The following is a 17717-nucleotide window of genomic DNA, read 5'->3' as shown; positions in this document are numbered from 1 at the left end:
TGCGGACAGGGCCCCGTCGGGGCCGACTGCCACGGACTCGCATTGAACCTCCTGCTGCGGAGAGACCGCAGCCGTTCCAGCCCGAAGGAGGTGGGTTCTTTCCATGCGCGAATACGAGCTGATGGTCATCATCAACCCGGAGGTCGACGACCGCGCGGTCGAGCCGACCCTGAAGAAGTTCCTCGAGGTCGTCACCCGTGAGAACGGCACCGTCGACAACATCGACATCTGGGGTCGCCGCCGTCTCGCCTACGAGATCCAGAAGAAGTCCGAGGGCATCTACGCCGTCGTGCGCTTCCACGCCGAGCCCGCTACCTCGCAGGAGCTCGACCGTGTGCTGAACCTCAACGAGGCGATCATGCGCACCAAGATCATCCGTCCCGAGGAGCAGCGGATCCACCCGCACCACGACGTCAACGGCGAGCCCGTCGCCGAGACCGCCGAGGCCTGAGCAGATCGGCGCCGGTGACGGCGCGAGCTGCATCGGGTGCGATCCCACCGACTCCGTCCTGAGCGGCGGAGGAGGATGGGGGAGCACCAGCCCCATCACCGCGAGTTCTCCGGAAGGAGAGTCCCATGGCCGGCGACACCATCATCACCATCATCGGCAATCTGACCGCTGAGCCCGAGCTGCGCTTCACGCCGTCGGGTGCGGCCGTCGCGAACTTCACGATCGCGTCGACCCCGCGCCAGTTCGACCGTCAGTCCAACGAGTGGAAGGACGGCGAGACGCTGTTCATGCGCTGCTCGGTGTGGCGCGAGGCGGCGGAGAACGTCGCCGAGACGCTGCAGAAGGGCATGCGCGTCATCGCCCAGGGGCGGCTCAAGTCCCGATCCTTCGACACGAAGGAAGGCGACCGCCGCACCGTGATGGAGCTCGACGTCGATGAGATCGGCCCGTCGCTGCGCTTCGCCTCGGCGAAGGTCAACCGCCAGTCCCGCGGAGGCGGGTCCGGCGGCGGCTTCAGCGGCGGCGGACAGCAGTCCGGCGGCTCCGGCGGCTGGGACAATGGCGGCGGGGGCGGCTTCGGCGGCAACCGCGGCGGCCAGTCCTCCGGCGGCTACAACCAGGGCGGTCAGGGCGGTGGGCGCCAGCAGGCGGCCCCGCAGAACGATCCCTGGGGCCAGTCCGCCGGCGGCAGCTACGACTGGGGCACCGGACAGGACGACGAGCCGCCGTTCTGATCGGCGGCCCGAGCGCCTGAGCCCTCGCACCCACCCGGCGCAGAACCGGGAGACACAACACATTTCCATCCCGCAGAGCACTGCGGGCTCCACGCTTCAGAAGGAGCACCACGATGGCGAAGCATGAGATTCGCAAGCCCAAGCCGAAGGCGAACCCGCTCAAGGCCGCAGGCGTCACCGAGATCGACTACAAGGACGTTGCGCTGCTGCGCAAGTTCATCTCCGACCGCGGCAAGATCCGCGCGCGTCGCGTGACCGGCGTCTCCGTCCAGGAGCAGCGCAAGATCGCCCAGGCCGTCAAGAACGCCCGTGAGGTCGCCCTGCTCCCCTACGCCGGCTCCGGCCGCTGATCGGAAAGGAACACACTCATGGCAAAGATCATCCTGACGCACGAGGTCTCCAACCTCGGTTCCGCCGGTGACGTGGTCGAGGTCAAGGACGGGTACGCCCGCAACTACCTCTTCCCCCGCGGCTTCGCGACCCAGTGGTCCAAGGGCGCCGAGCGCCAGATCGAGTCCATCAAGGCCGCTCGTGCGGCCCGTGAGCTCGCCTCGCTCGAGGACGCGCAGGCCCTGGCGGCCTCGCTGACCTCGGCCACCGTCACGGTCCCGGCCAAGGCCGGCGCCGAGGGCCGTCTGTTCGGCTCGATCAAGGCCGAGCAGGTCGCCGACGCCGTCAAGGCCGCCGGCCTGGGCGAGATCGACAAGCGCAAGGTCGAGATCCGCGAGCAGGTCCGCACCGTCGGCACCTACCAGGCCACCGTGCGCCTGCACGAGGACGTCAACGCGAACATCGAGTTCGAGGTCGTCCCCGCCTGATCCTTCGGGTGAGCCATCCTGCACGGCACGCCTGACCGACGAGCCGTCGCCCCTTTCCGGGGCGGCGGCTCGTCGTCGTTGCCGGGCCTGTCGGGCGCCGGCGGGGGCGGCTCTGCCCCTGACAGGTCACCGTTCGGCGGATGACGACGACGGCCCTGCGCAGCGACACAGGGCAGGCCCTGATGTGGTCCCTTGCGCGGTGATCTCGCATCTGTTCCCGGCCCTCGGGGCACGGGCGCGGCGCGGATCTGCTGCGGGCGCATGACCCGTCCCCAGGACGGCCGACTTCTGCGCCGACCAGCACCGACGCCGGCGTCGTCTCCCGTGCTACGTTCCCGGCGGCGGCTACGCCGACCCGACCTCGGAATCCCCGAGGGCACAGCAGATCGTGCACGAAGAGGTCGGCGGGGAGGCGAGCCTCGTCGTCCTGGTCCGAGCCCCCGAAGGCTCCCAGGCAGCCGACTCCGCTGACGTGGGGGAGGAGATCGCCGCGGATCTGCGCGAGCACGACGGCATCGAGTCCGTCCATGCCTTCAGCGATCCCGGCATGAGCGACCCGCTGAGCTCTGACGACGGCCGCACGGGCATGGTCGTCGCGCGCATCGAGGGCACCTTGGCCGAGCAGACTGAGATCTCCACGGAGCTCGTGGACCAGCTGAGCCAGGAGCGCGGCGACGGCACCGAGGTGCTGGTGGGCGGCTCCGCTCCCATGATCGCCTCGAACAGCCAGCAGGTGATCAAGGACCTGGGGCTGGCCGAGCACATCGCCGTGCCCATCACGCTGGTGCTCCTGTCGGCGGTGCTGGGCGTGGTGACGCTCGTGTTCCAGCACGGCTGGCTCTCCGGGTTCCTGGGCTTCACGCGGGGCCCGCTGGACATGTCCATGCCCGTGCTGCTGTTCTGCATCGCCTTCGGGCTGTCGGTGGACTTCGAGCTGTTCCTGATCGGGCGCATGAAGGAGTTGTGGGAGCAGACGGGCAGCAACCGCATGGCGGTCGTGGAGGGGCTCGCGCACACCGGGCGCATCACCACACTCGCGGCGCTGGTGCTCTCGGTGTCGTTCGCGGCCTTCGGGACGAGCCAGGTGAGCTTCATGCAGCTGTTCGGCCTGGGTACGGCGTTCGCGATCCTGCTCGATGCGACCCTGGTGCGCGGCGTCCTGGTGCCCGCGTTCATGCGGATCGCCGGGCGGGCCAACTGGTGGGCACCGGCCCCGCGGCGGTGGGTGCACGATCGGATCGGGCTGGCGGAGGCCCCCGAGGATCCGCATACGGGCCCCTTGGCGCGGCGCGAGCCGGAGGAGTTCGGGGATCACATCACGCCGCCGTCGGCCCGACGACGCCGCGGTCGCCATGTGGCCGACACGGCGCCGCGGCACCGGAAGGGACCGTGGTGAGGCTCCCGTCAGTCGGTCCGCGCTCTCAGCGCGGGATGGTCTCCGACTGATCCTGAGTCAGGGCCTGATCGAAGAACGCCAGCTCGTGGCGGCAGCCTGCCAGATAGGCCCGCTGTGCTGCCGCACGGCCTGATTCCGAGCTCTGTGCGAGCTCCCGCTCGACGCGCTCCAGGGCTGCAGCGGTTGCAGCCACGAAGTCGGGATCGCGGTAGGTCTCCAGCCATGCGGCATACGGGTGATCCGGCTCCACGGTCGGCAGACAGGCTCCGACCTGGGCGTAGAGCCAGAAGCAGGGGAGCACTGCAGCAGCGCCGACAGCTCGGTCCTGTCCCAGGGCGGCGGCCAGCAGGAAGTCCGTGTAGGCCGCGGTGACGGTGCTGGCGGGCTCGTCGGCGGCCTCCGGACGGGCGGCCATCCAGGTGCGGTGCAGCTGGGCCTCCTCCGTGAGGCAGCCGACCGAGGCCTGTGCCCACGCGAGCTGGTCCGGGGCGTGATCGCAGCGTGCGGACAGAGCCGCCAGGGCCCGGGCGTAGCCGGCCAGATACAGGGCGTCCTGGGCGAGGTAGAACGTGAACCGCGCGTCGTCAAGGGTTCCGTCCAGCAGGGCGCGCACGAATCTCGAGTCCTGGATCTCAGCTGCCGTCTGCGCGCCGTCATCCCACAGCGACTGAGTCCATGGACCGGCCGCTTCGACGGCGGGCTGGGGGGCGATGTTCGAGGTGGAGTTCATCAAGGGGACATCCCTTCGCCAGTGCGAGCTGGAGCAGGTTCCACGGGTCTGATCTCAGCGCCGGCGGCGCACCCCGTGTCCGCAGCCCACTATAGGCGGCAGGATCGGATGCCGACAGGGCGGCAGCCGGGTCCGCTGGGAGAGACGAGACCTTCTCATATGTCACATCCGACATATGAGCAGGTCAGACGGCCTATGGGTCCTCCGAGAGCTCGGCGAGCCCGTCAGGAGCCGTCGTGGCCCTTGAGAAGGCTCGCGAAGTCCGTGACCGGACCCAGGTCCACGCCGCTGCGACGCGGCGCCCTCGCGGGCTCGGTGGGCAGGAAGCCCTCCACCCCGGCGGACTCGGCCACCAGTGCCGTCGCCATCTCGGAGGCGGCTCGAGCGATCCGCGACTCCAGGCCTCCGGTGTCCCCGGAGCCGAAGTCATCGGTCGCGGCGAACACGCCCGTGGGCAGCACGACCGCCCGCGAGTAGGAGAACAGCGGGCGCAGCGCGTGGTCCAGGACCAGGCTGTGGCGCGGGGTGCCGGCCGTCGCGGCGATGAGCACCGGGAGGTCGATCAGCGCTTCGTCGTCGAGGACGTCGAAGAACATCTTGAACAGCCCCGAGTAGGAGGCCCGGAAGATCGGCGTGACCGCCACCAGCCCGTCGGCCTGGGCGACCAGGCGCTTGACCTCGTCGAGCTGCGGATCGGGCAGCCCGCCCGTGGTCATGGCCTGCGCCAGCGGCAGGGCCAGGTCTCGCAGCTCCACGTGGTGGACCTCCAGGGCCTCGCCCCGGGCGCCGACCCGGGACTCGACGGCCTGGGCGATCCGGTCCGCCAGCAGGCGGGTGGACGACGGCGAGGACAGCCCCGCCGAGACGACGACGAGCTGACGGGTCATCGCTGCTCATCCTCCTTCTGCTCGTCCTGCGGCTGCGCGTTGATGACCTGGCGGTGCTTGGAGTCCGGGCCCTGGGCGCGCAGGGTCTCGTGGGTGGGCGGGTCTGAGGGCACGTGCGCCGGGCGACGTGCCTCGAAGCCCTCGCGCAGGCGCGGGACGATCTCCCGGCCGAGGATCTCGATCTGCTCCAGGACCATCTCCTCGGGCAGGCCGGCGTGATCCAGCAGGAACATCTGGCGCTGGTAGTCGCCCACCTGATTCGCGTAGCCCAGGTAGCGCTCCACGATCTGATCCGGGGTGCCGACCGTCAGCGGGGTCATCCGCGAGAAGTCCTCGAGCGACGGGCCGTGGCCGTAGACCGGCGCGTTGTCGAAGTACGGGCGGAAGACCCGCTTGGCCTCGGCCTCTGTCGCAGCGGCGAAGATCTGGCCGCCCAGGCCCACGATCGCCTGGTCGGCGGCGCCGTGGCCGTAGTGCTCGAAGCGCTGGCGGTAGAGGTTCACCATCGAGGCGGTGTGCTCGATGTTCCAGAAGATGTGGTTGTGGAAGAAGCCGTCGCCGTAATAGGCGGCCTGCTCCGCGATCTCCGGGGAGCGGATCGAGCCGTGCCACACGAAGGGCGGGGTGTCATCCAGCGGCCACGGGGTGGAGGTGTAGCTGTTGAGCGGGGTGCGGAACTTGCCCTGCCAGTTCACGACCCCCTCGCGCCACAGCTTGCGCAGCAGGTGGTAGTTCTCGATGGCCAGCGGGATGCCCTGGCGGATGTCCTTGCCGAACCAGGGGTAGACCGGACCGGTGTTGCCACGGCCCATGGTGAGATCCACACGACCGCCGGAGAGGTGCTGGAGGAAGGCGTAGTCCTCAGCGATCTTCACGGGGTCGTTCGTGGTGATCAGCGTGGTGGCCGTGGAGAAGCGCAGCCGCTCGGTCTGGGCGGCGATGTAGGCCAGGTGCGTGGTGGGCGAGGACGGCACGAACGGCGGGTTGTGGTGCTCGCCGGTCGCGAAGACGTCCAGACCGACCTCCTCCGCCTTCAGGGCGTACTTGGTCATCGACTGGATGCGCTGAGCTTCGGAGGGCGCCTTGCCGGTGGTGGGGTCCGGGGTGACGTCGCCGATGGTGAAGATGCCGAACTGCATGGTGCTCGCTCCTTGGGTGCGCATCGCGATGACCGGAGATGTCCGGTCATCGCGTGACGTTTCACGGAACAGTATGCGTCGATGTATGTGACATGTCAACCATTAGGTCCGCCGTGCTCGAGGGACGGCGGGAACGACGAACGCGCTGTCGTCGTGATGCCCCAGGCCGTGTCCGCGCAGGGCGGCAGCCGGCCTGCGCGGGTCAGTCGATCGGTGCGCAGTCCGGGCGGCGGATGTCGAGCTTGCGGGCGATCCGGGAGGTGATGCGGTCCAGGTCCTCGATGTCCTGTGCATCAAGGGCGTCGAAGAACGACCTGCGCACGGCGCCCAGGTGGCCCGGGGCGGCTGCGGCCAGGGCCTGGCGACCGGCTTCGGTGAGCTGTGCGAGCTGCGCCCGACCGTCGTCCGGGGCGGCTGAGCGGGCGATCAGGCCGCGCTTCTCCATCCGGGTGAGGTGGTGGGACATGCGCGAGCGCTCCCAGTCCAGCAGCCCGGCGAGCTCGGTGATCCGGCAGGAGGAGCTCTCGCTGTCGTTGAGCATGACCAGGACGTCGTAGTCCTGAAGCGACAGGCCGGAATCGGACTGCAGCTGCGAGGACAGGGCGGCGGGGATGCGGCTGCTCACGGCAAGCCAGCGGCGCCAGACGGTCTCCTCATGTGCGGACAGCCAGTCGACGCCGTCGCCGGCGCCGCCCGTGCCAGCTGTCGTCGAGGGGGAGTCCCCGGGCTCGTCGGCGTCTGAGGGGAGGCTGCGGGGTTCGGTGTCGGGTGCCGTCGTCATGCCCCCAGGATAGCGACAAACGTGACGCGTCATCAGTGAGTGGCTGCGGGTTGCCGCTCACTTTCACGTGAGCCGGCATCCAGCAGGTGATGGCACCATGTCCGCCATGTTCCCCAGTTCCCGCAGCGCCCGACGTCAGCCCGCCGCCGCCCGGTCAGGAGCGGGTCGCTTCTCCGCCGCGCCTGCCTCTGCGCAGCGGAAGCGCCGCAAGGGCAAGGCCGAGCCGCGGCTGCTGCCGATCGCCGTCATCCTGTGGATCGTGGGGCTCGCGGCCTTCGTGGCGGGCTTCGGGCTGGGCAACACCGGTTCCGGCGTGGCCATGACCCTCACGTTCTTCGGGGGGCTGATCGTGGCCACGCTGGCGGAGGTGGGGGCGTTCCTCACTGCGCTGGCCAGCACGATCTCCTATCGGCGGCACAGGCCCTGGAATGTGATCGTGATGATCCTCTCGGTGCTGATCAGCCCGGCCACTCTCATGCTGCTGCTGCAGCTGGCCATGGGGTCCTGAGCTCGGTTGCCGAGCCGGGCGACGCACGACGACACAGCCCTGTGGGAATGCCTACGTCTCGTGTGGACACGGCCTGTGGAGAGTTGTGCACACGCCGTGGAGAAACCCTGGAATCACACTCTGACCTGGTGATTCATCCTTCGTTCACGAAGTCTGAGCCTGTGGATATCCACAGCTGGCAGGGAGATCTGCACCGGTTGCGCACAGTCCTGCACGGCGCGCCCCACAGGGCATCCACAAGTTATCCACAATCAGTGGATAAAGCCCGCGCATGTCATTGCAAGCGTTCCGGCCGAGCGGCTTATGACGTCGGCTCGGTGGGCCAGAATGGGCGGGCCGGGCGGCCGTCGTCGTCCTGGCTGCAGTCAGCGCTGGAAAGGCCCCGTCGTGTCCGAAGAGATCCGCACTCCCCCCTACGACAACGTCGCCGAGCAGTCCGTGCTCGGCGGCATGATGCTGTCCAAGGACGCCATCGCGGACGTCGTGGAGGTGCTGCGCGGCAACGACTTCTACAAGCCGGCGCACGAGTCCATCTACGAGGCCATCATGAGCCTCTACGGCAAGGGCGAACCCGCCGACGCCATCACCGTGGCCGACGAGCTGACCAAGCGCGGCGAGCTCGAGAGGACGGGCGGGCCGGCCTACCTGCACTCGCTGATCTCGTCGGTTCCCACCGCGGCCAATGCCGGGTTCTACGCCGAGATCGTCCAGGAGCGCGCCGTGCTGCGCCGCCTGGTCACCGCCGGCACCAAGATCGTCCAGCTCGGCTACTCGCAGGACGGCGAGGTCGAGGTCCTGGTCAACGAGGCCCAGTCCGAGATCATGACGGTGGCCGAGCGGCGCAATTCCGAGGACTACGTGGTCCTCAAGGACGTTGTGGAGTCCACCGTCCAGGAGATCGAGGACGCTGGCGGCCGCTCCGGCATGCAGGGCGTGCCCACCGGATTCGTCGAGTTCGACGAGCTGACCCACGGTCTGCAGGGCGGGCAGATGATCGTGATCGCGGCCAGGCCGGCCATGGGCAAGGCGCTCGCGCTGGACACCCCCATCCCCACGCCCACCGGGTGGACGACCATGGGGGAGATCTCCGTCGGCGACCTCGTCCTGGCCGTCGACGGCACTCCCACGCGGGTGAGCGCCGCGACCGACGTGATGCTCGACCGGCCCTGCTACCGGGTCAGCTTCGACGACGGCAGCGAGATCATCGCCGATGAGGAGCACCAGTGGCTGACGCATACGCGGACTGCCGTGCTTGTCGGAGCCGGTGCGGCTGATGCGGGCTCGGCCAGCGTGGTGACCACGGGGCAGATCGCGGCCTCTTCGCAGCGCCACCTCGTGCGCATTCCGGATGACGCCCGAATCCCGCTGTGCCATGACGGCGGCATTGAGCCGGGAACCGAGCGGGCGATCGTCGCCGTGGAGTCGGTGGCCTCGGTCCCGGTCCGGTGCCTGCAGGTCGATCATCCGGAGCACTTGTTCCTGGCGGGACGGACGTTCATCCCCACGCACAACTCCACGTTCGCCATCGATATCGCTCGCTCGGCGGCGATCAAGCACAACATGACCACCGCGATCTTCTCGCTGGAGATGGCGCGCAACGAGATCGCCCTGAAGATCCTCTCGGCCGAAGCCACCCTCAACCTGCAGGACCTGCGCAAGGGCACGTTGCAGGACGAGCAGTGGGGCAAGATCGCCTCCACCATGGGCAAGCTGGACTCGGCGCCGCTGTTCATCGACGACTCCCCGAACATGTCGCTGATGGAGATCCGCGCCAAGTGCCGCCGCCTGAAGCAGAAGCACGATCTGAAGCTCGTGGTGCTCGACTACTTGCAGCTGATGAGCTCGGGCAAGAAGGTCGAGTCGCGCCAGCAGGAGGTCTCGGAGTTCTCGCGAGCGCTGAAGCTGCTGGCCAAGGAGCTCGACGTCCCCGTGATCGCGCTGTCGCAGCTGAACCGTGGTTCCGAGCAGCGCACGGACAAGCGGCCGATGGTCTCGGACCTTCGCGAATCGGGCTCGATCGAGCAGGATGCCGACATGGTGATCCTTCTGCACCGAGATGACGTCTACGACAAGGAGTCGCCGCGCGCAGGCGAGGCGGACGTGATCGTGGCCAAGCACCGTAACGGCCCCACCAAGACCATCGTGGTGGCGTTCCAGGGCCATTACTCCCGCTTCGCGAACATGGCGAACGAAGGGTTCTAGAAACTATGGATACTGGACGATTTGCCGATGGTATCAAAAATCGAATAAATGCGGTCCGGTCCTCGATTGCAAAGGGTTTTCAGCCCCCAATCCGGGACGTAGTAAGATATAATCAAATCGGCGCGCATTTGCGTGAACGTTTAACCGAACGGATTGCGGCTTTATTTGTAACGATATCTGCAACGATATTTATCTTGAAGATACTCTTGGTTTCGCGGGGAGACGTCGCCACGGCACTTGGAGTTGTTTCCAATTCCAGCACTGGTTCCCTGATTTCTGGAGTGGTAATTCAGTCATTTCCACTTCTGATCTCGATGCTTTGCTACCCTGTCGCCTTATGGTTGATAAGACTGCCGATACAAGGGTTGTATAGGACTACTCTGGCGTTGTGGGCCATCGTCCTATTATTGCTACTTTCCAGTATGTTGACAATCTTCGCTCTGCTGGGTGTTGTATTCTCAGTTTGCGGAGCATGCCTTCAGGCGCGAATTAGCCGGTCGAAAGAGACTCGCTTGGAGGCGGCGAGTAAGAGCGTTCTATCCAACCCTTATCGTGATTTAGTCATTGACGAATTGTCTAAGCAGTTTGATTCTATTCAAACGAGCGGGCCGAAAAATGGGGTCGTGCACATTGATCCCTTAAGACTGCCTGAAGCGAATAAGATTCTGAGAAAATGGTCTGAAAGATCTGAGTGCATCGAAGACTCCAGGAAGGAATCCGTCGAGGGGGCTTTGCTCGGAACTTTGGCACTATTCTTAATTGCGATCTCATTTATGTCATTAAATGATTCCATGTGGCTTAATACTGAACGGATCCAGACAAAGGACGGGTCATTTGTTGCATATGTGCTAAATGAAGATGAATTTTGGATGACAATCTTAGAGGAAGACACTAGAACTCTCAGAGTTATCAAATCAGATCTAGTCGAAAGTAGAGATTATTGTTTGGTGTATAACCATGGTTGGGCTGAAGTGACGGCATGGGAGTTATTTGGAATGGAAGAATCTGCAAGCTATCAAAAATGCTAGCATAGATTAGCAGAGATTTTGATAATGCATCCACGGAAGGGTCGCGATTGATTGGATTGATTGGTTTGACTTCTGGTCAATGATGTCGGATTCTAGCTCCTGAACGCTGAGCCTCGGAGGAGTGTGGCAAAAGATTCAGTTGCGGTCGTAATGGTCAGTCGATTAATGGAGTGGGGCAAGATCGCTTCCACCATAGGCAAGCTGGACTCGGCTCCGCTGTTCATCGACGACTCCCCGAACATGTCGCTGATGGAGATCCGCGCCAAGTGCCGTCGTCTGAAGCAGAAGCACGACCTCAAGCTCGTGGTGCTCGACTACCTGCAGCTGATGAGCTCGGGCAAGAAGGTCGAGTCGCGTCAGCAGGAGGTCTCGGAGTTCTCGCGTGCGCTGAAGCTGCTGGCCAAGGAGCTCGACGTCCCCGTGATCGCGCTGTCGCAGCTGAACCGTGGTTCCGAGCAGCGCACGGACAAGCGGCCGATGGTCTCGGACCTTCGCGAATCGGGCTCGATCGAGCAGGATGCCGACATGGTGATCCTTCTGCACCGCGATGACGTCTACGACAAGGAGTCACCGCGCGCCGGCGAGGCGGACGTGATTGTGGCCAAGCACCGTAACGGTCCCACCAAGACCATCGTTGTGGCGTTCCAGGGGCACTACTCCGGCTTCGCAAATATGGCGAACGAAGGGTAACGAAGGGTTCTGAGTCGGGCGTGCGCATGAGATCGGGTGGGGCCTCCCGGAGGAGGCCCACCCGGTCAGCTGTTCAGCACGCGATGATCACACCGTGTAGACCCAGGGGGTGTTCCCCTCGGCCGGCTGCGTGATGATGTTCGTCAGCTGCTCCTCGGTGGCCTGGCAGAGCTTGCCGCTGGTCTGCAGCGGGTCGTTGATCGTGAACGTGCCCTCGACCCCGTGATCGCTGAGGATCGACTGGATGTCATCGGTGAACAGGAACTGATCCGCGCCGCGCCCGGACTCCGCGCGGATCTCCTCCATGGCCGAGGACTGGTTCGACTCGGAGTAGCTCTCGGGCAGATCGCCGTCGTTCTGCAGGAGGGCCATCATGATGCTGGCGGGGCCGCAGTCGTTGTACTGCGATGCCCTCCTGTGTTGTGTTCCGAAACGGACACCAATGAATCTGGATGTTCGTCGGCTCACGGTCAACCTGAGAGGGGTGTCGTTTCCGAAACGTTATGTTCGGGAGGCTTCAGGTGAACGGCAAATTGACCTGAAGCGACTCGAAAATAAATACACAGGAATCAGAGAGCAAGGTGAATTTCCGCGTTCAAGCGATTCCCTGTGCGGTCTCGGTTCCCGCGGTCCGTGGCCTGCTGCGGCTCTCCGGTCCCTTCGAAGGCCTGAGTCATGTCCGCCAGGAAATCGAGCACCGCCTGCCTGGACTCCTCGGGGACCCGTCGGGCCGCCTCGAGCATCCGGTCATGGGGCTGCGTCATCACAACCCGGACGCGTTCGTGGGCCAGCGGCTGGGCGATCACGGTCACAGATCGCCCGTCGCGGGGGTGGCGCACGCGTCGGAGGTGACCCGTGCTGGTCAGGCGGTTGAGCAGCTTGGCGGTGGAGGCGGTGGAGATCCCCAGCTCGGCGGCCAGGGCGGAGGCGGTGAGGGGGTCGTCGGCGCGCTCGCCGGCGATGATCAGCTGCAGAGCCTTCAGATCGGTGGGGTTCAGCTCCATCTCGGCGGTGGCCCGGTGATGCATGAGGCGACGGGCGCGCTGGAGGCGTCGCATGGCGCGCAGAAGCTCGCGCTCGGGGGCGGAGTCGTCGTACCAGTAGGAGTCGCTCGACGACCCCTGCTCTGGGGGCCGGGTCATGGGCGAAGGGTATCTGAATAGTTATCTAGGCAGGCTAGCTTTTCTATGCGAGGCTGGCCCACGTGATGAGTCAGCAGAAGCCGGCAACCGTGCAGCGCGAGCTGCAGCAAGTGTGGAGGCGCGGTGGGGAGCGCTCCGCACGTCTCGGGCCTGAGCACGGACAGCTGTGGGGCACGCTCGATGAAGCCGCCCGAGGTGGGAAGGGGTTGCGCCCCGACCTCGTCATCGCCGTCCATGCGGCCCTTGGAGGCACTCGGTACGAGTGTGTCGCCAGTGCTGCTGCGGCGGTCGAGATGCTGCACACCGCGTTCGTGGTCCATGACGATGTGATCGACGGCGACGACACTCGCCGCGGGCGGCCGAACGTCTCCGGAGCCTTCGAGGTGCAGGCCCGGAGGACGGGTGCGAGCGCGGCAGCGGCACAGCGGCAGGGTTCCGCCGCAGGGATCCTGGCTGGTGATCTGGCGCTGGTCTCGGCCCTGCGCCTGATGGCCCGCAGCGGCGCCTCGGCCGCCCAGACCGAGCAGCTGCTCGAGCTGCTGGAGGAGGCGGTCCACGCCACGGCATCCGGCGAGCTGGCAGACGTGCGCCTGAGCCGGGTCGGCGAGGGGCAGGCGCTGCAGCTCCAGGACGCTCTCCGGGTGGCTGAGCTCAAGACCAGCGCCTACTCCTTCCAGCTGCCCATGCAGGTCGGGGCCGTCCTGGCCGATGCTCCGTGGGAGCTGCTCGAGAAGCTGGCTGTGATCGGGCGATTGGTCGGCATCGGGTTCCAGCTGCTGGACGACCTCCTGGGGGTCTTCGGCCGCCAGGAGCTGACCGGCAAGACCGTGATCTCCGACCTGCGCGAGGCAAAGCCCACTGCGCTGCTGGCCCTGGCTCGAGGCACGTCGTGCTGGACGGAGCTCAGCGCGCTGATCGGGGACCCGGAGCTGGGCGAGGAGCAGGCCGATCGAGCCCGCGATCTGCTCACCGGGTGCGGTGCCCGGCGCGCCGTCCAGGATCTGGCCGACCAGCAGCTCGACGAGGCTCTGCGCCTGGCAGCTCGACCTGCCGTCCCGGCAGAGCTGGAAGCCGTGGTGGCCCAGCTGATCGAGCGAGTGAGGGGGACAGCGATCTCAGCCATGACGATGTACAGCGCTGAAGGTCAGTTCGGTGCGGCTCCGCTTCGGGAGCAGGCGTCATGACGGCGGTGAGGCCGGTGTCGCGCTACGACCGGGTGGCCGCGGCGAGTGCCGCCGAGGTGATCGGCCGCTATTCGACGTCCTTCGGGTGGGCCGTGCGCCTGCTCGCCGAGCCGACTCGCTCGGAGATCCGCAGCCTCTACGCACTGGTGCGCGTGGCCGATGAGATCGTCGATGACCCGGATCCGGGCCTGAGCCCGCAGCTGCGGTCCGAGCTGCTGGAGGAGCTCGAGGCCGACACGCTCCGAGCCCTGCAGCACGGGCGCAGCGCCAATCTGGTGGTCCAGGCCTTCGCCTCCGTCGCGCGACGGCGGGGCGTCGGTCCGGAGCTGATCCGCCCGTTCTTCGCCTCCATGCGCGCCGATCTGGGACTGCGCACCCATGACGACGAGAGCCTGGACGACTACGTATACGGCTCCGCCGAGGTGATCGGGCTGATGTGCCTGCACTGCTTCCTGGGGGCGGACGGCGGTGCCTACGAGCGGCTGGCTCCCGGGGCGCAGCGGCTGGGCGCTGCCTTCCAGAAGATCAACTTCCTGCGGGATCTGGCCGATGATCACGACCTGCTGGGGCGGACGTACTTCCCCGGCCTGGATCCGGAGGCGTTCACCGACAGCCGCCGCGACGAGCTGCTGGATGACATCGATGCCGACCTGGCGGTGGCCGCCGAGGCGATCGCCCAGCTGCCTCCCGACAGCCGCCGGGCGGTCAGTGCTGCGCACGGGCTGTTCGCCGAGCTCTCGCGGCGCCTGCGCCGCACCCCTGCCGCGCAGATCCGGCGCACCAGGATCCGGGTGCCCGATGCGCGCAAGGCGGTCATCATCGTGCGTGCGCTGGGAGGCCGCCCATGAGCCGGGAACGTCGGGCTGTGGTCGTCGGCGGGGGCATCTCGGGGCTGGCCACGGCCGCGCTGCTGGCCCGGCGCGGCTGGTCCGTGGAGCTGCTGGAGGCAGGGGAGAGCCTCGGCGGCCGAGCCGGAACGTGGGAGGCTGACGGCTTCCGCTTCGACACCGGGCCCTCGTGGTACCTGATGCCGGAGGTCTTCGAGCGGTTCTTCGAGCTGATGGGCACGAGCGTCGACGAGCAGCTGGATCTGCAGCAGCTCGATCCGGGGTACCGGGTGTTCTTCGAGGGCCACGACGAGCCGCTGGACATCGCGGCCGATGTCCGGACCAACATCGAGCGGTTCGAGGAGATCGAGCCCGGTGCCGGCCAGGTCCTGGAGCGCTATCTGGACTCCGCCCGCTCCACCTACGAGCTGGCGCTGGCCCGCTTCCTCTACACATCCTTCGATTCGCTGCGGCCCTTCATGGATCGCCGCGTCCTGGGATCGGCGCATCGGCTCGGCCCGCTGCTGCTGCAGTCACTCGAGCGCTTCACGGCGCGACGATTCCGGGACCCGCGGTTGCGTCAGGTCCTGGGCTATCCCGCCGTCTTCCTGGGGTCCTCGCCGGACAGGACGCCTGCGCTGTACCACCTGATGAGCGCCATGGACCTCACGGGCGGGGTGCTCTACCCGCAGGGCGGTTTCGGCGAGCTCATGGCCGTCCTGGAGCGACTGGCCCGGGCTGCTGGAGCCCGGCTGCACACCGGGGCGGAGGTCACGGAGATCCGCACGGGTGCAGGAGGCCGTCGCGGGACAAGCACGCAGGCGACGGGGGTGCGTTTCCGCGATGCCGAGGGCCTCGAGCGAGTTCTGGAGGCGGACGTCGTTGTGTCCACGGCGGATCTGCACCGCACGGAGACCACGATGCTGCCCCGGCACCTGCAGACCTACCCCGAATCCTGGTGGGCCCGGCGCACCAGCGGTCCGGGCGCGGTGCTCGTGATGCTGGGTGTGGACGGTCCGCTGGAGCGCATGCCGCATCACAGCCTGTTCTTCACGCGGGACTGGCGGCGCAACTTCGCCGCCATCGCGGACGGTCGAGTGCCGGAGCCCGCGTCGGTCTACGTGTGCCGGCCCTCGGCCACCGACCCGTCGGCTGCGCCGTCGGGTCAGGAGAACCTGTTCGTGCTCGTGCCCATGCCCGCCGACCCTCAGCTGGGCCGCGGCGGGGTCGATGGCGGCGGTGATCCGCGGATCGAGGCCATCGCCGATGCCGCGATCGACCAGGTGGCCCGCTGGTCCGGCCACGGGGACTTGGCCCAGCGCATCGTGGTGCGGCGCACCGTGGGCCCTGCAGACTTCTCCGAGGACCTGGGGGCCTGGCGAGGCAGCATGCTCGGTCCGGCGCACACCCTCGGCCAGAGCGCCATGTTCCGCGCCGGCAACCGCTCTCGGAAGGTGGACGGGCTCTACTACGCCGGGTCGAGCACGATCCCGGGGATCGGGCTGCCCATGTGCCTGATCAGCGCCGAGATCGTCGCAGACCGGATCGCGCGGGAGCTGTCATGACGGGGCTGATCTACCTGGGCGCCCTGCTGATCTCGACCGGCTGTATGGCACTGCTCGACCGCCGCTTCCGTCTGGTCTTGTGGCGGGCGCCGCGAGCCGGCGCGCTGACCGTATTCGCAGGGATCGCGGTCTTCCTGCTGTGGGATCTCGCGGCCATCGCCTCGGGGCACTACGGCAAGGGGCAGGGGCCGATGACCGGGCTCATGCTGGCGCCCGAGCTGCCACTGGAGGAGATCGTCTTCATCACTTTCCTCTGCTACCTCACGCTCGTGCTGCGGGGACTGATCGCGCTGGCCGTCGATCGCTCCCGGGCCTTGCCGAAGGAGGGTGCGCGATGACCTATGCCGCCCTCGCCGCGCTGTTCGTGGCCGCGACGGCCGTCATCGCCGTCCTGGTCTCCTGGCGACGCAGGCTCGGGTCTGCCTGGTGGGCGACGACGGCCCTGACGATCCTCGGCCTGCTGCTGCTGACCGTCGTGTTCGACAGCCTCATGATCGCGGTGGACCTCTTCCGCTACGACGAGGCGCAGCTGCACGGCTGGTTCGTGGGCCTGGCCCCGATCGAGGACCTGGCCTGGCCGATTGCGGCCGGTCTGCTGCTGCCGTCCCTGTGGGAGCTCTTCGCTCGGCCGGCGGATGCCGGCGAACGGGAGAGGAGCGGCCGATGACGCGCACCGAGGGGACGGCGGCAGCCGCCCGGCAGCTCGTGGGCGCCTCCCGCCCGCTGAGCTGGGTCAACACCGCGTATCCGTTCGCGGCCGCCTACTTGATGGCCGGTGGAGGACTCACCGCCGAGCTGGTGGTGGGGACCGTCTTCTTCCTGGTGCCCTACAACCTGCTGATGTACGGCATCAATGACGTCTTCGACTACGAATCGGATCTGCGCAATCCCCGCAAGGGCGGGGTCGAGGGCATCGTGCTGGCCTCCCGCTGGCACCGGCTGACGCTGTGGTGGGCATGCCTGCTGCCGGTTCCGTTCGTGCTCGCGCTGCTCTGGTGGGGGTCCTGGGCATCAGCGGCGGTCCTGGTGGTCACCCTGGTGGCCGTCGTGGCATATTCCGCCCCTGGCATGCGGTTCAAGGAGCGTCCGGTGCTGGACTCCATGACGTCGTCCGCCCATTTCGTGGGCCCGGCGGCGTTCGGTCTGGCACTGGCCGGCGCGCCCCTGACGACGACGGCCGCCGTCTGCCTGCTCGCGTTCTTCCTGTGGGGCATGGCGTCCCAGGCCTTCGGGGCGGTGCAGGATGTGATCGCCGACCGGGAGGCGGGGATCGGCTCGATCGCCACCGCTCTCGGCGCTCGCAGAACCGTCCGGCTGGCGATCGGGCTCTACGCCGCAGCCGGGCTCGTGATGGCCGCGGCGGAATGGCCCGCGGCGCTGGCCGGACTGCTGGTCATGCCGTACCTGATGAGCATCCTCCCGTTCCATGACGTGCCCGATGAGCGCTGCGAGGTGGCGCGCCGCGGTTGGCGGCGCTTCCTGTGGCTGAACATGGTCACGGGGTTCCTGCTGACGCTCCTGCTGCTGTGGATCGCGTGGGGCCGGTGATCTGCCGGGAGGGGCTGCCTGCGGTTCGGGAACATGGCGGAGAGGGACTGTGCACCGCAGATCGCAGGGGCCCGAGGGCGGATAGTC

General features: G+C 67.2%; 19 protein-coding genes, 2 pseudogenes and 1 riboswitch. Of the genes and pseudogenes, 15 read left to right on the top strand and 6 right to left on the bottom strand.

Going from position 1 to position 17717, the window contains the following annotated elements:
- Nucleotides 1-103: 103 nt before the first annotated feature.
- The 5 genes and pseudogenes from rpsF to OVA15_RS10510 form a co-directional block, all read left to right on the top strand.
- On the top strand, nt 104-451 hold the full coding sequence (rpsF, locus tag OVA15_RS10530) for a 30S ribosomal protein S6 (RefSeq protein ID WP_024289509.1): 348 nt from the start codon (nt 104-106) through the stop codon (nt 449-451).
- Between the two features lie 125 nt (nt 452-576).
- The gene (locus tag OVA15_RS10525; RefSeq protein ID WP_006214362.1) at nt 577-1185 is read left to right on the top strand and encodes a single-stranded DNA-binding protein; all 609 of its coding nucleotides are present in this window, start codon (nt 577-579) and stop codon (nt 1183-1185) included.
- Nucleotides 1186-1298: 113 nt separating this feature from the next.
- Entirely contained in the window at nt 1299-1535 is a 237-nt protein-coding gene (gene rpsR / locus OVA15_RS10520; RefSeq protein ID WP_006214361.1) for a 30S ribosomal protein S18, read from the top strand.
- Nucleotides 1536-1553: 18 nt separating this feature from the next.
- A complete protein-coding gene (rplI, locus tag OVA15_RS10515; protein ID WP_006214360.1) occupies nt 1554-2003 on the top strand; it encodes a 50S ribosomal protein L9 in 450 nt (149 codons plus the stop codon).
- Nucleotides 2004-2385: 382 nt separating this feature from the next.
- A pseudogene (locus OVA15_RS10510) lies at nt 2386-3399 on the top strand (MMPL family transporter); the annotation flags it as partial.
- Nucleotides 3400-3424: 25 nt separating this feature from the next.
- Here OVA15_RS10510 and OVA15_RS10505 read toward each other — a convergent pair.
- From OVA15_RS10505 to OVA15_RS10490, 4 genes are all read right to left on the bottom strand, one after another.
- Nucleotides 3425-4129, bottom strand: a complete 705-nt coding sequence (locus tag OVA15_RS10505) for a hypothetical protein (RefSeq protein WP_051452666.1) — start codon at nt 4127-4129, stop codon at nt 3425-3427.
- A riboswitch (TPP riboswitch) is annotated at nt 4123-4215 on the bottom strand. Its footprint overlaps the gene before it by 7 nt.
- A 138-nt stretch (nt 4216-4353) precedes the next feature.
- Nucleotides 4354-5016 (bottom strand): FMN reductase, encoded by a 663-nt coding sequence (locus OVA15_RS10500; RefSeq protein WP_204782481.1) that lies wholly within the window; start codon nt 5014-5016, stop codon nt 4354-4356.
- The gene (locus OVA15_RS10495) at nt 5013-6155 is read right to left on the bottom strand and encodes an LLM class flavin-dependent oxidoreductase (protein WP_053448130.1); all 1143 of its coding nucleotides are present in this window, start codon (nt 6153-6155) and stop codon (nt 5013-5015) included. Before OVA15_RS10495 ends, OVA15_RS10500 begins: the two co-directional genes overlap by 4 nt.
- Before the next feature lie 202 nt (nt 6156-6357).
- Entirely contained in the window at nt 6358-6936 is a 579-nt protein-coding gene (locus tag OVA15_RS10490) for a MarR family winged helix-turn-helix transcriptional regulator (protein ID WP_206390513.1), read from the bottom strand.
- Nucleotides 6937-7042: 106 nt separating this feature from the next.
- Here OVA15_RS10490 and OVA15_RS10485 point away from each other — a divergent pair, with 106 nt between their 5' ends.
- The 4 genes and pseudogenes from OVA15_RS10485 to OVA15_RS10470 form a co-directional block, all read left to right on the top strand.
- The gene (locus OVA15_RS10485; RefSeq protein ID WP_251714265.1) at nt 7043-7444 is read left to right on the top strand and encodes a hypothetical protein; all 402 of its coding nucleotides are present in this window, start codon (nt 7043-7045) and stop codon (nt 7442-7444) included.
- Nucleotides 7445-7831: 387 nt separating this feature from the next.
- Nucleotides 7832-9646 carry a replicative DNA helicase gene (gene dnaB / locus OVA15_RS10480; RefSeq protein WP_268144837.1) on the top strand — a complete coding sequence of 605 codons (1815 nt, stop codon included), beginning with the start codon at nt 7832-7834 and terminating at the stop codon, nt 9644-9646.
- 5 nt (nt 9647-9651) lie between these two features.
- Complete coding sequence (locus OVA15_RS10475) at nt 9652-10674, top strand: hypothetical protein (RefSeq protein WP_268144835.1); 1023 nt, start codon at nt 9652-9654, stop codon at nt 10672-10674.
- 168 nt (nt 10675-10842) lie between these two features.
- Nucleotides 10843-11364 (top strand): annotated as a pseudogene (locus OVA15_RS10470) (DnaB-like helicase C-terminal domain-containing protein); the annotation flags it as partial.
- Nucleotides 11365-11451: 87 nt separating this feature from the next.
- On the opposite strand, the gene OVA15_RS10465 reads toward OVA15_RS10470, so the two are convergent.
- A complete protein-coding gene (locus OVA15_RS10465) occupies nt 11452-11736 on the bottom strand; it encodes a hypothetical protein (RefSeq protein WP_268144833.1) in 285 nt (94 codons plus the stop codon).
- A 197-nt stretch (nt 11737-11933) separates the two neighbouring features.
- A complete protein-coding gene (locus OVA15_RS10460) occupies nt 11934-12506 on the bottom strand; it encodes a MarR family winged helix-turn-helix transcriptional regulator (protein ID WP_268144831.1) in 573 nt (190 codons plus the stop codon).
- Nucleotides 12507-12571: 65 nt separating this feature from the next.
- Here OVA15_RS10460 and OVA15_RS10455 point away from each other — a divergent pair, with 65 nt between their 5' ends.
- From OVA15_RS10455 to OVA15_RS10430, 6 genes are read left to right on the top strand one after another with little or no spacing between them, the layout of a single operon-like run.
- On the top strand, nt 12572-13690 hold the full coding sequence (locus OVA15_RS10455; RefSeq protein WP_268144829.1) for a polyprenyl synthetase family protein: 1119 nt from the start codon (nt 12572-12574) through the stop codon (nt 13688-13690).
- Nucleotides 13687-14538, top strand: coding sequence for a phytoene/squalene synthase family protein (locus OVA15_RS10450; RefSeq protein WP_024289517.1), 852 nt, complete (start codon nt 13687-13689; stop codon nt 14536-14538). The genes OVA15_RS10455 and OVA15_RS10450 overlap by 4 nt, the downstream gene beginning before the upstream one ends.
- Nucleotides 14535-16082, top strand: a complete 1548-nt coding sequence (gene crtI, locus OVA15_RS10445; RefSeq protein WP_268144826.1) for a phytoene desaturase family protein — start codon at nt 14535-14537, stop codon at nt 16080-16082. The genes OVA15_RS10450 and crtI overlap by 4 nt, the downstream gene beginning before the upstream one ends.
- Nucleotides 16079-16420, top strand: a complete 342-nt coding sequence (locus OVA15_RS10440; protein ID WP_268144824.1) for a lycopene cyclase domain-containing protein — start codon at nt 16079-16081, stop codon at nt 16418-16420. Before crtI ends, OVA15_RS10440 begins: the two co-directional genes overlap by 4 nt.
- The gene (locus tag OVA15_RS10435; RefSeq protein ID WP_268144822.1) at nt 16417-16749 is read left to right on the top strand and encodes a lycopene cyclase domain-containing protein; all 333 of its coding nucleotides are present in this window, start codon (nt 16417-16419) and stop codon (nt 16747-16749) included. Before OVA15_RS10440 ends, OVA15_RS10435 begins: the two co-directional genes overlap by 4 nt.
- Nucleotides 16746-17630, top strand: a complete 885-nt coding sequence (locus OVA15_RS10430) for a prenyltransferase (protein WP_268144820.1) — start codon at nt 16746-16748, stop codon at nt 17628-17630. Before OVA15_RS10435 ends, OVA15_RS10430 begins: the two co-directional genes overlap by 4 nt.
- The last annotated feature ends 87 nt before the right edge of the window (nt 17631-17717 follow it).

It is taken from the genome of Kocuria sp. SL71 (genome assembly GCF_026672465.1).
GTDB lineage: Bacteria > Actinomycetota > Actinomycetes > Actinomycetales > Micrococcaceae > Kocuria > Kocuria palustris.
The sequence above is the reverse complement of the archived record's forward strand: the minus strand, read 5'-3'. Positions and strand labels throughout refer to the sequence as shown.